Here is an 18284-nt window from a genome sequence, read left to right as displayed (position 1 = left end):
GGGATACCCCCCAACTGATTGTAGTTTCCCTTTATTCCTGTTTTTTCGCCCTTTACTAGTTCCTAATATCATTTAGTATTTAAAGCTTTCATTTGCAAAGAGGTTAATATCTGGTTAATTACTTCCATATTTCTTTCTAAATATGGTTCCGATAACATATCACCATGATTACCATAGCCTTGATAGTTTAATACGTCTTTCTTTGTAAACTCGTCCCATTTTGGCAAAGACAGTTCATCTTTAACGTAATGCTCATCATTTTGAGCCTGAATGAAGTGAATAGTCGTATCAATGATATGATGGTTTATTAGATTATTAACATAGTCCGAATAAAGTTTAATCTTCTTGATAATCTCTTCCTTAAAATAATCTCTTTCTAGATACTTTTGATAGGCAGGATTTGTTTTCGCTTCTTTTATAATATTGTCATATAAGTTAGTAGTATCCGCTTTATTTAGTGTTGCTCCCTCGATTGGATAACTGTCTAGAAGGATGATATAGGATACTTCTAATCCTTGTCGCTCCATTTCTGCAGTAATTTCAAATGCTAAGTTCCCACCTGCTGAATAACCTAATAGTTGATACGGTGGTTCTGGCTGCACCATTCGAATTAATTCAATATACTGATCAATTCTATTATCAGAATTTATGAAATCGAATGCATATAGGGAATGTGTATCCATTAAATTTGCCATTCCATTATATACCATTCCGAAGCCGCCAATAGGCGGAAAGGCAAAAATGTTATGATCCTTTTTACCATTTAATAAGTGAAGATCCTCTTCCCCAACGATAAAGGAAGATTCTTCATTTCTTATTAATTTTGCCATTGATTTTATCGTTGCATTTGTATACAAACTATCCAAACCAATGCCTGCTTTAAAATATTCTCTTATTTTAGATAAAAGTTGAACGAAGCTTATCGAATTCCCACCAAGTTCAAAGAAATTATCCTCCGTTCCTATTTCATTTATGCCTAAGACTTCTTGCCAAATCTTGACAAGCTTCTCCTCTTCTTTATTCTCTGGCGCCTTGTACTCTCCTTGAATGAGATCTTGATTCGTGACTTCTGGTAGCGATCTTCGATCTACTTTTCCATTAGCGGTGAGGGGAATGGTCGATACTTCTTTTATATAGGATGGAATCATATAATCTGGCAAACTATCTTGTAAGTATTCTTTTAAATTACTTTTTTCTAATTTATGGGCGGTCAGATACGCAATAAGATACTTGTCTAGCTGCTCGTTTTCTTTCACTAAAACAACCGCCTCTTTCACTGCGTGGTGACGTAATAGCTTCCGTTCAATCTCCTCAATTTCAATTCGGAATCCACGAATCTTAAGCTGGTGATCAACTCGACCCAAAAATTCGATTGTGCCATCCGGCAACCATCTGGCAATGTCCCCACTCTTATATAGTCTTTCACCACGTACAAATGGATTCTCGATGAACTTTTCCTTGGTAAGAGCTGGTCTATTTAAATATCCTCTGGCAACTCCATCCCCACTAAGCCATAGCTCACCGTAGACTCCGATTGGATTTAACTCACCATGTTTCCCAACAATATACGCGCTGGAATTACTAATTGGTCTACCGATCGGGATACTCGATTCGTAATCCTTTTCGATTGGTAATGTCGTAGAAAAAGTCGTATTTTCGGTTGGGCCATAACCATTAATGATCTGTATGTTTGAACAATGACTACGAACTAGTTGAATATGCTTTGTAGATAGGACGTCTCCCCCAACGAGGAGGCATCGTAGATGGCGAAACATATCTGGCTTCTCCTGTGCTAATTGATTAAACAACGCAACCGTTAGCCACATTAAAGTGATGGAATGCTTCTCGATGGCGTTTTCTAATTTTTCTACCGAAAGGATGGTCTCTTTCTTCGTTAAATACAGACTCTGTCCATTTAATAGACTTCCCCATATCTCAAATGTTGAGGCATCAAACACGAGTGATCCTGTCTGGAGGATTCGATCGCCTTCATTGAATTGGATATAGCTTGTATGCTTAACGAGACGGACGACATTTCGCTGTTCGATTAGAATTCCCTTTGGTTCTCCTGTACTCCCTGACGAATACATGATATATGCTAAGTTTGTTGGATGGTGTTCAATAGATAAATTGCTCGTATTTCCGACATACAAGCTCTCATTCGTTATATCCAACCGCTCTCCAGAAAATGCGCCCAATTTCTCTGCGTCATTCTCTGTCAACACCAGCTGAGCATTACTGTCTTTCAACATATATTCGATTCGCTTCATCGGGTAAGTTTTATCCAGTGGAAGATACGCTCCTCCAGATTTTAAGATGCCTAAAATTCCAATAATCATCTCGATGGTATTGTCTGTCATCAACCCTACTACCGTCTCTGCTTGAACACCTTTTTGACGTAGGACCCGAGCCAGCTGATTAGCTTTTTCATTTAATTCTTGATACGTCATGCATTGATTCTCAAAACCAACTGCTAGTTCATTTGGCTTTTTCGCCACTTGTTCTTCAAATAATTCAGCCATCGTTTTTTCTCGTGGGTAGTCTGTCTTCGTATCATTAAATTGCATTATAATTTGTTGCTTTTCTTCTTCCGTCATCATGTCTAGCTCGGCAAGCTTTGCTTCCCGTTGTTGACAAATCCCTTTCACAATTTCTAAGTAGTGCCTTGCCATTCGTTCCATCGTTTCAGATGTAAATAACGCAGTACTATACTCTAAACTACCTTGGATGGTGTTAGTATACTCCGTGACATGTAGTGTCACGTCAAACTTAGCGATATTACTTTCGTGTTGAACTTGTTTCAACTGGAAGTCATCTTCTAGTGGAAACACTATGGTGTCATCAACAGGATTCATATTAAACATCACATCAAATAATGGATTTCGACTTGCATCTCGGTTTATGTGTAATCGTTCAATCAATTCTTCAAATTGATAGCTTTGATTCTCATAGGCGAGAAGTACATTTTCTTTCACGGCTTTTAAGAAATCAACATAACGCTTATTCCCATCTACACGATTACGAAGGGCGAGCGTATTGACAAACATCCCAATGATCGATTGTAGATCAGCATGTGATCTGCCAGCTACCGGTGTTCCGATAACAATATCTTCTTGCCCACTATACTTCGAAAGAAGTAGGTAGTATGCGGAAAGTAAGACCATATGCATTGTACTTCCGGTTTCGTTTGCCAATTTCCGTAATGCGTGTGTTAGCTCTTCATCGATGAAAAGTGGGACACGATCCCCTTCAAAGCTTTGGACCAGTGGCCGCTTCATATCATACGGCAGGTTCAGCACTGGAATCTCTCCAGCAAATTGATGCAGCCAATAGGCTTCTTGTTGTTTCACAGTGTCTAACATAAGCTGTCTATTTTGCCAATGAGCAAAATCCTTATATTGAATTCGTAATGGCTCCAGATCATTTCCCTGATACAATTCCATAAATTCTGTCATCAACAGCTGAATGGATACCCCATCACTTATAATATGATGCATATCGACTAATAGATATCGTTTTTTCTTTGTCTCTACGAGCTTCGCTCGGAATAACGGTGCTTCCTGTAACTGAAACGGTCTGACAAAGTTCTGTACTATATCCTCTATCGTTTCGCCCGTCGGGCGATTCGTTTCCATTTCAAAGGCGACATGCGAGGTAATTTTTTGAACAATTTCGCCATTCACCTCTTCAAAGTGCGTCCGTAAAGAATCATGTCTGGCAATTAATTTTTCAAAGGACTGACAGACTCTTTCAAGGTGAAGTGGCCCTTCCACCTCTAGCACCATTGGCATATTATAAGCAGTCCCTTTTTCAAGTTGTTCTACCATATACATTCGTTTTTGAGCAGACGATGTTTCATAATATTCCCTTTCCTCACAAACCGGAATCATTTCATATCGTTTTTCTTGCTTTCCTTCTAAGAAATCACTTAATTCCTGAATTGACGGATACTTAAATATATCTATTATAGATACTGCCACATTTATGTTTTTCTCAATTTCATTCGAAACGATGATTGCTTTTAGGGAATGTCCGCCTATTTCAAAAAAGTTCACATAAATACTATAAATTTCTTTGTTTAACACATTAGACCATATGTCCATTAAATTTTTCTGCAGTTTTGTTTTTGGTTGAGCACGCTCAACCTGGCTCATCATTTCTAGATTTGGTTCTGGTAAAGCATTTCTATTTACCTTTCCATTATTGGTCAAGGGCAGTTCCTCTAATTTCATAATATGAGTTGGCACCATATTATAAGGGAGCGTCTTTTTTAAATACTGTTTTATTTCTAAAGAAGCAATGCTTCCTATGATATAAGCAACTAAGTAATGATCATGATGATTGACCTTAGCTATAACAACTGCCTCCTTAACCTCAGGATGCTCCTGTATTCGTTCTTCGATTTCACCGAGTTCAACTCGAACGCCTCTAATTTTAACCTGATTGTCGATCCTACCAAGAAATTCAATGGTTCCATCTGATAATAATTTAGCTCGATCGCCTGTTTTATAAATTTTTTCCCCTTGTATAAATGGATTTTCTACAAATTTTTCAGAAGTTAATTCTGGTCTATTTAGATAGCCTAATGCTAAACCATCTCCACCTATACAGAGTTCTCCTGGTAATCCGATTGGTTGTAAATGACCATCTCTATCCAAAATATAAGCATTTGTATTTGCTATTGGTTTACCAATAACGACATTCTCAGATTCCACACATTTCGTTGTAATAGCATCAACAGTATATTCCGTTGGGCCATAGCAATTATATAAATTATAACCAATATCCATGATTTCTGCTTGTAAAGCTTGTGGTAATGCTTCTCCACCAGAAATCAATACTTGGATGCTTTCAAGTTTCTCCCCACCAGCAATAAATTCTCTCATCATAGTAGGTACTAATTGGACGATGTTTATCTTGTTTCTTCGAATGAAATCTCTAAAATGCTCTCGAGAAAGAGATTCTTTTTCTGTTGTGATGAACAACGTACCCCCGTATAACAATGTTGGGAAAATTTCTTCCACGGATACATCAAAAGAAATGCTTGTATTTTGCAATACATTTTTATTTTGATACAAACCATACTGTTTACCAAACCACATACATAAATTGACAATACTTCTTTGTGTTATTTGAACCCCCTTTGGTTTACCAGTCGAACCTGATGTATACATCACATATGCTAATTTATCAGGACTATAAGCAACCTGGAAATCCAAATCCACATTGCAATATACACGTTCATCATCCAAATAAATTGGATTAACACTAGTTGGTATATCAGAACCTTTCACTGTTAAAAATAGGCTTGCTTTAATATCTTCTAACATGTAATTAATTCTTTCTTTAGGAAATTTAGTATCGATTGGCATAAATGCTGCACCAGCCTTTAATATTCCCAAGATACCTATGAGCATTTCTATTGAACGATCAACCATTATTGGAATAATGGAATTATCCTGTATCCCTTCATTTCTTAATACTTGTGCTAAAGCATTAGCTTTTTGATTTAACTCACCATAAGTGATTTGTTTATCTTTATATACGGCAGCAATACCATTTGCATTCTCTGTTATTTTTTTTTCCAATAACATTACATAGGATTTATTTTTAGGATAATTTGTCTTCGTATTATTTACATCTGTAAGAATTTTTTCCTTCTCTGCTGGACTAATCATTTCCATGTCTGAGATTTTCATATTAGGATTTTCACAAATACACTTCACAATCTCTTTAAAATGATTGATCATTTTTTCAATGGTTTCTTGCTTAAATAACTTTGTACAATACTCAAATGAGCAGGTTAATCCAGCTTCTCTTTCAGTTACAGCTAAACTTAAATCAAACTTAGTGATACCTGCGTTGATCTTTAATGGTTCCATAACAAAGCCATCTAGCATTAGATTCTCTATGGCATCTGTCTCTTGATTATTCATAGAAAACATGACATCAAATAATGGATTTCTACTTATATCTTTTTCAATATTTTCAGATTCTAACAATGCTTCAAATTGATACGTTTGATTTTCAAAAGCAGCTACTGAATTTGCCTTAACCTCCATCAAAAAATCTTTAAAAGCTTTTTCACGCTCAGGTCTATTTCTTAAGGCAATCGTGTTAACAAACATCCCCATTACATCTTCTAGGTTTGCATGCAATCTACCAGCTGTTGTTGTCCCAACTATAATATCTTCTTGTTCACTATACTTTGCTAATAAAATATAGAAGGAAGATAGAATAACCATAAACAAAGTGCTGTCCGATTGGTTAGATATTTTTTTCAGGATATTCATTCTTTGCTTATCCAATGAAAAACTGATCTGGTTTCCTTCAAAGCTTTTGACCTGTGGTCTTTCAAAATCATAAGGTAAGTTTAGTACAGGGAGATGACCTCGGAATTGACCTTTCCAATAGTTTTCTTGTTGTTTTATTTCGTTAGATTTTAATATCTTATTATGCCACTCTGCAAAATCTTTATATTGAATTTGCAATGGAGAAAGATTGCTTCCATTATATAAACGGATAAAATCTTTAATTAGAATATTCATCGATATTCCATCTGCTATAATGTGGTGCAAATCAATGAATAGATAGCTCTTCTCTCCATTTTCAAGTAACATTCCTCTGAATAAAGGTGCTTCTTCTAGATCAAATGGTTGAATCAAATCATTGATTATCGTTTCTAGATATATATTAGACTTTTTTATAAAGTTCAAGTTAAATGCAATGTCATCATTAATTTTTTGAACAACTTCTCCATCAATCATTTGAAAAGATGTTCGCAATGATTCATGACGATTAAACAGCTTTTTAAAGGTCTTATTTAATCTTTCTTTGTTTATGGTACCATCCAATTCATAAACAGCAGGCATATTATAGGCGATACTGTCTTTTTCAAATTGTTGTAGAGTGTACATTCTCTTTTGAACTGAAGATGTTTGATAGTATTCTTTCATATCTACCTTTTCAATTTGTTCATATACCTTATTCCCACTTCTCCTTATATAGCGAGCGATACTTCTTATCGTTACATGTTCAAAAAAGATTTTTAATGGTAAATCTTTTCCTAGTTCCTTATGGACTTTATTCATTACTAAACTAGCTTTAAGTGAATTCCCACCAAGTTCAAAGAAATTATCCTCCGTTCCTATTTCATTTATGCCTAAGACTTCTTGCCAAATCTTGACAAGCTTCTCCTCTTCTTTATTCTCTGGCGCCTTGTACTCCCCTTGAATGAGATCTTGATTCGTGACTTCTGGTAGCGATCTTCGATCTACTTTTCCATTAGCGGTGAGGGGAATGGTCGATACTTCTTTTATATAGGATGGAATCATATAATCTGGCAAACTATCTTGTAAGTATTCTTTTAAATTACTTTTTTCTAATTTATGGGCGGTCAGATACGCAATAAGATACTTGTCTAGCTGCTCGTTTTCTTTCACTAAAACAACCGCCTCTTTCACTGCGTGGTGACGTAATAGCTTCCGTTCAATCTCCTCAATTTCAATTCGGAATCCACGAATCTTAAGCTGGTGATCAACTCGACCCAAAAATTCGATTGTGCCATCCGGCAACCATCTGGCAATGTCCCCACTCTTATATAGTCTTTCACCACGTACAAATGGATTCTCGATGAACTTTTCCTTGGTAAGAGCTGGTCTATTTAAATATCCTCTGGCAACTCCATCCCCACTAAGCCATAGCTCACCGTAGACTCCGATTGGATTTAACTCACCATGTTTCCCAACAATATACGCGCTGGAATTACTAATTGGTCTACCGATCGGGATACTCGATTCGTAATCCTTTTCGATTGGTAATGTCGTAGAAAAAGTCGTATTTTCGGTTGGGCCATAACCATTAATGATCTGTATGTTTGGACAATGACTACGAACTAGTTGAATATGCTTTGTAGATAGGACGTCTCCCCCAACGAGGAGGCATCGTAGATGGCGAAACATATCTGGCTTCTCCTGTGCTAATTGATTAAACAACGCAACCGTTAGCCACATTAAAGTGATGGAATGCTTCTCGATGGCGTTTTCTAATTTTTCTACCGAAAGGATGGTCTCTTTCTTCGTTAAATACAGACTCTGTCCATTTAATAGACTTCCCCATATCTCAAATGTTGAGGCATCAAACACGAGTGATCCTGTCTGGAGGATTCGATCGCCTTCATTAAATTGGATATAGCTTGTATGCTTAACGAGACGGACGACATTTCGCTGTTCGATTAGAATTCCCTTTGGTTCTCCTGTACTCCCTGACGAATACATGATATATGCTAAGTTTGTTGGATGGTGTTCAATAGATAAATTGCTCGTATTTCCGACATACAAGCTCTCATTCGTTATATCCAACCGCTCTCCGGAAAATGCGCCCAATTTCTCTGCGTCATTCTCTGTCAACACCAGCTGAGCATTACTGTCTTTCAACATATATTCGATTCGCTTCATCGGGTAAGTTTTATCCAGTGGAAGATACGCTCCTCCAGATTTTAAGATGCCTAAAATTCCAATAATCATCTCGATGGTATTGTCTGTCATCAACCCTACTACCGTCTCTGCTTGAACACCTTTTTGACGTAGGACCCGAGCCAGCTGATTAGCTTTTTCATTTAATTCTTGATACGTCATGCATTGATTCTCAAAACCAACTGCTAGTTCATTTGGCTTTTTCGCCACTTGTTCTTCAAATAATTCAGCCATCGTTTTTTCTCGTGGGTAGTCTGTCTTCGTATCATTAAATTGCATTATAATTTGTTGCTTTTCTTCTTCCGTCATCATGTCTAGCTCGGCAAGCTTCGCTTCCCGTTGTTGACAAATCCCTTTCACAATTTCTAAGTAGTGCCTTGCCATTCGTTCCATCGTTTCAGATGTAAATAACGCAGTACTATACTCTAAACTACCTTGGATGGTGTTAGTATACTCCGTGACATGTAGTGTCACGTCAAACTTAGCGATATTACTTTCGTGTTGAACTTGTTTCAACTGGAAGTCATCTTCTAGTGGAAACACTATGGTGTCATCAACAGGATTCATATTAAACATCACATCAAATAATGGATTTCGACTTGCATCTCGGTTTATGTGTAATCGTTCAATCAATTCTTCAAATTGATAGCTTTGATTCTCATAGGCGAGAAGTACATTTTCTTTCACGGCTTTTAAGAAATCAACATAACGCTTATTCCCATCTACACGATTACGAAGGGCGAGCGTATTGACAAACATCCCAATGATCGATTGTAGATCAGCATGTGATCTGCCAGCTACCGGTGTTCCGATAACAATATCTTCTTGCCCACTATACTTCGAAAGAAGTAGGTAGTATGCGGAAAGTAAGACCATATGCATCGTACTTCCGGTTTCGTTTGCCAATTTCCGTAATGCGTGTGTTAGCTCTTCATCGATGAAAAGTGGGACACGATCCCCTTCAAAGCTTTGGACCAGTGGCCGCTTCATATCATACGGCAGGTTCAGCACTGGAATCTCTCCAGCAAATTGATGCAGCCAATAGGCTTCTTGATGTTTCACAGTGTCTAACATAAGCTGTCTATTTTGCCAATGAGCAAAATCCTTATATTGAATTCGTAATGGCTCCAGATCATTTCCCTGATACAATTCCATAAATTCTGTCATCAACAGCTGAATGGATACCCCATCACTTATAATATGATGCATATCGACTAATAGATATCGTTTTTTCTTTGTCTCTACGAGCTTCGCTCGGAATAACGGTGCTTCCTGTAACTGAAACGGTCTGACAAAGTTCTGTACTATATCCTCTATCGTTTCGCCCGTCGGGCGATTCGTTTCCATTTCAAAGGCGACATGCGAGGCAATTTTTTGAACAATTTCGCCATTCACCTCTTCAAAGTGCGTCCGTAAAGAATCATGTCTGGCAATTAATTTTTCAAAGGCCTGACAGACTCTTTCAAGGTGAAGTGGCCCTTCCACCTCTAGCACCATTGGCATATTATAAGCAGTCCCTTTTTCAAGTTGTTCTACCATATACATTCGTTTTTGAGCAGACGATGTTTCATAATATTCCCTTTCCTCACAAACCGGGATCATTTCATATCGTTGTTCCTGTTTAACATCTTCCATAAGCCGTCGAATCTCTCTAATTGTAGGATGCAAAAAGACTTCTTTAAACGTTATTTCCATATTTAATTCTTGGTGAATTTTACTTATGAGAACATTAGCTTTTAAGGAGTGACCACCTAACTCAAAAAAGTTATCATCTATTCCTACCTGATTAATCCCTAATACTTCACACCAAATTTTAGTTAAGGTAGCTTCCATACCATCTCTCGGGGCAACATAAATACTCTCCATGTTCGCTTCACTACTCCGTTTTGCAAGGGCATTCCGATTAATTTTCCCATTATTTGTTAATGGTATTTTTTCTATCGGTGTAATATAAGTCGGTACCATATATTGTGGTAATTTATCTCTTAAAAAGCTCCTAATCTCAGGTACATGGATGTTTAATCCTACGATATAAGCAGACAAATACTGATCTTGATTATCTTTTTTTTCAACAAGGACAACGGCTTCTTTAATTTGTACATGTTGAAGTAGCTTGTGTTCAATTTCTTTTAACTCAATTCGAATTCCCCTTACCTTTACTTGATCATCCTCTCTACCTAAAAATTGAATAGAACCGTCCGGCATCCAGGCTGCCATATCCCCTGTTTTATACATTCGTTTCCCAGGATCAAAAGGATTATCGATAAACCGCTCTTTCGTTAATTCTGGTCTTTTTACATAACCTCTTGCTAACCTACTTCCACCAATACAAATTTCGCCAGGCACACCTATAGGAAGTAGTTTATGGTCTTTATCTACGATATAAACTTTCGAATTAGCAATTGGTTTACCAATGAGTATTTTTTCACTGTTTTCTACATTTCTCATAATCGTTGTATCTACAGTATTTTCTGATGGACCATATCTGTTTATAATTTCGATTCCAAAATGAAGTTTATTGGTATAGTCAATCGCATTAACAGGCATTTCTTCTCCAACTAATGTAACTTGTTTCAAATAAATAGCGTCCTTCGATGAAATAAAGTCTAGTACTGATAAATATATCGATGGTACACTTAAGTAATCTGTTATCTTATAACTTCTAATCAGTTCACTAATTTTGAAAGGATTCGACATTTCTTCGTTATTCACTAATACGACTTGTCCCCCTGCAATAAGTGGCGTAAAAAATGCTATGATAAAGCCATCAAAAGCATAATTTACTAAAGGAAGAACAACATTCTCATGGTTATAATCATATTCCTTCTTCTCCCACAGCATTGTCTGAGTTAAACTATGGTGCTCAACCATTACCCCCTTTGGATTTCCTGTCGTACCCGATGTATAGATGACATAAGCTAAATCATTTAGAAGATTAGTAACATCTGGATTAGTTGTCTCTTCTGTAAAAACCTGCTTTTTACTGACATCAATAACCTTCCCATTAAAATCTACTTCAGTAATTAGAGAAGGTTTCGTAATTACTAGGTCAACTTTAGCATCGGTTAATATATATTCTATTCTATCTTTTGGATTATTTGGGTCGATAGGTAGGTACGCTGCACCGGATTTTAAAACCCCTAATATTCCAGCGACCATCTCAATAGATCTATCTAGTATAATTCCTACAACATGATTATTTTTTACTTGTTGTTTCATTAGGGAATGTGCTAATGAATTAGCCATCTTATTTAGTTTTCGGAACGTCACTTCTCTTCCTTCAAAGATTACCGCGATCTGCTCTGGTGTTTGTTCTACTTGTTTCTGAAAAAGCTCTGGGAGTGTTAAATTTGCATTTTTAAATTGAACTTCCGTATTATTAAATTCTTCTACTACTAGCTTTTTCTGCTTTTCTGTGATCATGTCTATATCTTTAATAGTCATATCAAGCTTATCGAGTAAATCCGATAACACTTGAAAATAGTTCATTCCAAATGATTCAACAGTTTCCCTTTTAAACAAAGCAGCATTATAAATCAATTTAGCCTCAAAATAATTCTGATCATCCTTTTCAATACATAGTGTTAGTTCATTATGAATTGATTCACAGATAAAATGAATATCCTCTTTTGCATGTAATTTATTGTAAGTAATGCTTATTGGAACTAGTGTGGAAATCGATTCTGATACACCTAACTGCCTAAATACCTGTTCCAAGTTTACAAACTGATTATCATAGTGATCCAATAATCCTCGTTGCGTTTCTACAAGGAAGTTTTTTATTTTATATCCACCATTCAAACGTTCTTTGAATGGCATAAGTTTATTTTTTATATTTTGTGGTCTTTTCTCTCTAGAGTAATAAACCGGAACACCGACTAAAATTTCATCACTCCCGGTATATTTATATAGTTCAATCAATAATCCCATTAAAAAAGTAACATACGTTAACATATCATTATTTTTTGTAATGGACATCATTCTTTTCATGAGCTGATGATCAATTGGTAAAGATACCGTTTGTTTCTGGTACGAGTCTCCTGTTGTCATATCGTGTCTTAATGTAGTTCTATCTGTACCTTTTATATGTAAGTTTTTCCAATATTGATCAAGCTCAGATAACTGACTGTTATGAACCTCTTTACTCATGTCACCCCTCCATTTGCTGAATGCTAGAGCTAAGGTAAACAACACTTAACTCTATCTGGAAATTTATTACATTATTTTAAAAATCAAACTCTAGGTCTCTTAAACTATCTAATTCTTTTTTTTCGTTGAGAATATACGCTTCTTCTTCGCTATTTATTAATTGAACATCTTTAATAGCTGTATGAATGTTTTGTGAATACTCTCGTAAAATGAATAGGAAATCTTCTACGATTCTCTGTATCGTTTCTCTCTTAAATAGTTTTGTTGCATAAACTAGCTTTAATGCAATGGTCTTTGAGGTTTCATACCCAGTTAGACTTAAATCTACCCTTGCTAATTCATTTTCAGTGTTTATTTGTTTTAATCTTAGATTATTTACATTTATTTCAAGGTCATCATACTCGATATTATTCAAGTTAAATACAACGTCAAACAGAAAATTCCTACTAACATCTCTCTTTATATTCACTTGCTCTATCAGTTCTTCAAGCTGATAGTTCTGATTGTCATAAGCTTGCAATGAGTTTTCTTTCACTTCCTTCAAAAATTCACTAAATGTTTTATGCTTATTTGGTCGATGTCGCATCGCTAACGTATTAACGAACATCCCCATGATATTTTGAAGATCGGCATGTGGCCTTCCGGCAATCGGTACCCCGACAACAATGTCTTCTTGACCACTATATCTCGCTAGTTGAATGGTAAAGGCAGACAATAAAACCATATGCATCGTTACATCTTCTTGTTTCGCTAGTTCCTGTAGCTGTTTCGTTGTTGCTTCGTCTATCGTGAACGAAATGCTATCTCCTTCGAATCGTTGAAACGCTGGACGTTCAAAATCATATGGCAATTGAAGGACTGGCACCTCATCCTGGAATTGTTCCTTCCAATATCGTGCTTGCTTCTTCATTTGTCCAGATTGTAAATAGTGTTGTTCCCATTCCGCATAATCCTTGTATTGAATACGGAGTGGGTCCAATTTGTCGCCATTATAGAGCTTCGCGAATTCCTGAACCAAGATACTCATCGAGACACCATCTGAGATAATATGATGCATATCAATAAGTAGGTAATTAGTTCCTTGGCTTTTCATGATTTCCGCTCGGAATAACGGTGCCTCCTCTAAGGAGAACGGGCGTATAAAATTCTGGACCAGTACCGTCTTATCCGTTTCATCCACTGTCCGTACACGAAGATGGAAATCCAAATGGGACATAATCTTCTGAGCTATCTCGCCTTCTACCATTTTGTAAGAGGTACGTAGTACCTCATGCCTTTCGATTAATTGCCTAAACGTTGCTTCCATACGTTCCCTGTTGACTTCTCCCTCTAATTCAAAAATAGCGGGCATGTTATAAGCCGTACTTTCTTGATCCAATTGCTGTACCGTGTACATCCGTTTTTGCGCAGAAGATGTCTGATAGTATTCCTTTTCTTCACATGGCTTTATCTGTTCATATGGGTTGATCAATCCTTCCGTTTCAATGTAGTCACTTAACTCTTGAATTGTCGGTCTATTAAAGATTTCTTTTAATGGAACGGAAATCTCTAACGCTTTGTGTATCTCCCCCATAACCATCGTTGCTTTTAATGAATGACCACCTAAATCAAAGAAATTGTCATGGATACCTATCGTATCCACTCCCAGGACATGTTGCCAAATGATTACCAGCTTCTTCTGTGTAGTAGTTTGCGGTGCTTCATATGCATTCGTAATGTACTGCATTTCGGGCTTCGGTAACGCCTTCCGGTTTACCTTTCCATTATGCGTTAATGGAATCGTCTGCAGTTCCATGTAGTATGCAGGAACCATATAATCTGGTAAACCTTCCTTGACATATGTTCTCACTTCTGCTTTATCCACGAAATCCTTCGCCACGATATAAGCACATAGGTATTTTTGATTCATTTCATCTTCTCTTGCCACCACGACAGCTTCCTTAATGGCAGGGTGACTAATCAGTCGACTCTCAATCTCTCCAAGTTCGATTCGATAGCCTCGAACCTTGACTTGGTTGTCCATTCTTCCTAAATACTCCAATTCTCCATTGGGAAGCCACCTCGCTAAATCCCCAGTTCTATATAAGCGTTCCCCCGGTTTAAATGGATGGTCGATAAATCGTTCCTTCGTTAATGCCTCGCGATTAAAGTATCCTCGTGCTACACCATCTCCACCGATACAAAGCTCACCATGCACTCCTTTTGGCACTAACTTCCTATTTGAATCCATAAGATACAGCTCGGTGTTTTGAATTGGTTTTCCGATTGTAATACGGTCGGTTGATTCCAGCTTCTTAACAGTTGACCAGATTGTCGTTTCCGTTGGTCCATACATGTTAAATACGGTAAAAGGATATCCCTGTAACTCCTCCCATAATGATTTCGAAAGTTCTTCACCACCTACAAGAAGCGCTTTTATTCCCATTAGTGCGTCCGTAAAGGAATCATTCTCCAGCAACATCTTGACCCGCGTCGGCGTACTCTGCATGACATCAACCTGATGTTTCGTCATTACCTTCGCTAGCTTTTCGCCTTCTCTCGTCTCTTCCTCCTTGGCCATCACAACCGTTAATCCTTGCGTTAGCGGTACAAACGTTTCTAAACCAAAGATATCGAAAGATACCGTGGTTAAACAGAGAATCCGTTCATAGCTTCCTAGATTGGTTTCGTGCATAACACCATAGATGAAGTTAGTCACCTGTTGATGCTCAACCATCACTCCTTTTGGAGTTCCAGTGGAACCAGATGTATAAATTACATACGCCAATTGATGACAGTCGATAGCAAGATCTAGATTTGTGGATGGACCTTGATAGAAATCTTCTACCGTAATATCGATAGCCTGTACAGCTAGAGAAAGTGAACGAGCTTGACCACTTGATGTGACAACTAAGGACACCTTTGCGTCGGATAGAATCGTTTGGATACGATCGGTTGGATGAGTTGGGTCGATTGGTAGATAGGCTCCTCCTGCCTTTAGTATTCCCATGATTCCAATGATCATATCGATGGACCGATCCATGATGAGACCTACAATGGCTTCATTCTGAACCCCTTGTTGTCGTAAAACTCTTGCCAGTTGGTTCGCCTTTTTATTTAATTCCTGATAAGTTAACTTCTGGCCCGCACATACAACCGCAATATGATGAGGATTCTTCTCAGCCTGCTCCTCAAATAATGTATGAAGTGATTTATCTTTCGGATAATCCGCGTTTGTTTGGTTAAACTCCTGCAGGAGTTTCTGACTGTCTAATTCGGTTAAAATATTGATATCTGCAACTTCTACTTCAACTGTCTCGATAATAGTTTGTAGAATTTTAGTGAATTGATTTTTAAATTTGATAACACTTGTTTTATCATACAGCTCTTTATTATAAGAAAACGTAATTTCTAATACATCTTTAGGTAAAACCATTACGTCAAAATCATAATTCGTTTGTTCATAGACGTTTGATTCACTAATTTTAAAGCCTACATCTTCTACTACATCATAGACTTGATCATCGGAATAGTAATTTTGGAAAATAATGATATGATGAACTAATTCTTGATTCACCTCAGATAAAGATTGAATATCTGCCAGTGGATAATAATCATATCTTGCCGATTCTAATGAATCTTTCTGCATTTGTTTAACAACATCAATAAATGTATGATTAACTTCTTGTTTTACCCGTACTGGTACTGTGTTTATGAATAATCCTACCATTTCCTCAATACCTTCTACTTCTGCATTCCTTCCGGAAACGACCGAGCCAAATACGACATCATCTAAGTTTGTATTCTTTTGGAGTAGGATTCCCCATGCCGTTTGGATGACGTTGTTTAAGGTTACTTGATGATGTTTACTAATTCGTTTTAAAGCTTCGGTCATTTTTGGATCAATCGTAAATTCTAAGCGCTCTTTCGTAAAGGCTTCACTTCGTTTCTCTTTACCAGGTAACTTCGCCTGATTCGTATATCCTTCCACATACTGTTGCCAGAACTGCTTTGCCTTATTTTTTGGCTGTTTCTGTAGCCACTTAATATATTCCACATATGGCGTGGTGTCTGGTAACTGTACCGCTGTCCCATTGCTTAAATAGCTATAAATGGTGAAAAAATCTTTCATAATTAACCCGTTACACCAGCCATCCATCAGAATATGATGGGAGCTCCAAATCATTTTATATTCCTCTGCATTCAGCTTTAAAACAGCTAGTCGTATCAGAATATCTTGACTAAGACTAAAGCCTTTTTGCCTATCGGCAACTTCAAACTTTTCCACATAGGCTGTTCTTTCGTTTTCGCTAAGCGTACTAAGGTCTTCATAATGAATCATAGGCTTGCGTGTTTTCAAGATGACTTGTTTTGGTGATTGAACATTCTCATGGACGATTACACTTCGTAAAATTTCGTACCGTTCGATTAGTTTTATAAAGCTTTGTTCGAGAATATCAAGATGGACATTCCCCTTGCATATAAAGGATTTTTGCTCAAAATAGGTCGTTGAATGTTCATCTAACAGAGAATGGAATAACATTCCTTCCTGCATTGGTGTCAATGGGTAAATATCTTGAATGGTTGCAGAATGGTAGTATTTCGTTAGTTCCGCTAGTTCTTCTAACGTCAAACTCTGATCTGCATAATCTGAGGGTGTTAATTCTGTGGTGGTTTGTTTTTGACAGTGTTCAATGATTTGTAGTAAGTAGCTCTTATATGATGCGGCTACCATCTTCATTGTACTTTCATGATATTTCTTACTATTGTATGAAAATCTAAATTCTAGTTGATGACTGGAGACCATTCCTGAAATATCAATGTCAAATAGTCTTTCACTTTCTAAACTAATGGAATCTCCATGTGAGAAAGTGGACATATTAAAGAATCCATTTTTCGTATTTTCATCAAACTGACCGAGATAATTAAACTTTATTGAAGAATTTATGTGATTAAAGGTCTCATCACGGTCTTTTTCCAAATATTCTAGTATTCCATAACCAATGCCTTTATTAGGTACATGTCTTAATATTTCTTTTACATGTTTAATCACAACAGCTATTTGATTCGACTTATCTAACTCCAGTAGTACAGGGTAATGCGTAGTAAACCAGCCTATTGTCCTTGAAATATCTATATCGCCTTCAAGCGTTTCTCTCCCATGTCCTTCTAGCATTAAAAGAATTTGGTTTTCAGCTGTCCAATCGTGAATAGCCAACCCTAAAGCAGTCAATAAGATGTCATTAATCTCTGTATTATAGGCTTTATTTGTTTTCTTTAGTAAATCCTCCGTGTACTCTTTACTTATTTCAATGTACACATCACAATAATATTTTGCTTTATTGGAGTACCCCTGATCCTTTTTATCTACTGGTAACCCCGTTCCTTTAGCCCTACCGATTTGCTTCCAATATTCTAGCTCTTCTAATAGAACATCTCCATGTAGCTGTTCTGTTAAATAAATACCCCAATCTCGAAAAGAATTAGTCTTTTTCTGGAAGGCTATCTCTTTTTCTTGACTAACTTGATGGTAGCCTTCTGTGAAATCTTCTAATAGAATTCTCCATGAAACTCCGTCTATCACTAAATGGTGAATCACAAAAAGTAAATGGTCCCCTTCATTCGTTTGAAATAATGCTACGTTAACAAGTGGGCCGTTTTCAATATCTAGCCCACGCTGAA

The 18284-nt window shown here is 36.9% G+C and carries 2 protein-coding genes; both read right to left on the bottom strand.

The window, feature by feature from the left end:
• Nucleotides 1–68 precede the first annotated feature (68 nt).
• Nucleotides 69–12623, bottom strand: a complete 12555-nt coding sequence (locus RVS70_RS11330; RefSeq protein ID WP_321133340.1) for a non-ribosomal peptide synthetase — start codon at nt 12621–12623, stop codon at nt 69–71.
• 76 nt (nt 12624–12699) lie between these two features.
• On the bottom strand, nt 12700–18284 hold a 5585-nt coding region (locus RVS70_RS11325), incomplete at its 5' end, for a non-ribosomal peptide synthetase (protein WP_321133338.1).

It is taken from the genome of Virgibacillus sp. M23, from assembly GCF_034190895.1.
In the GTDB taxonomy this organism is placed as follows: Bacteria; Bacillota; Bacilli; order Bacillales; family Amphibacillaceae; genus Virgibacillus; species Virgibacillus salarius.
The sequence above is the reverse complement of the archived record's forward strand: the minus strand, read 5'-3'. Positions and strand labels throughout refer to the sequence as shown.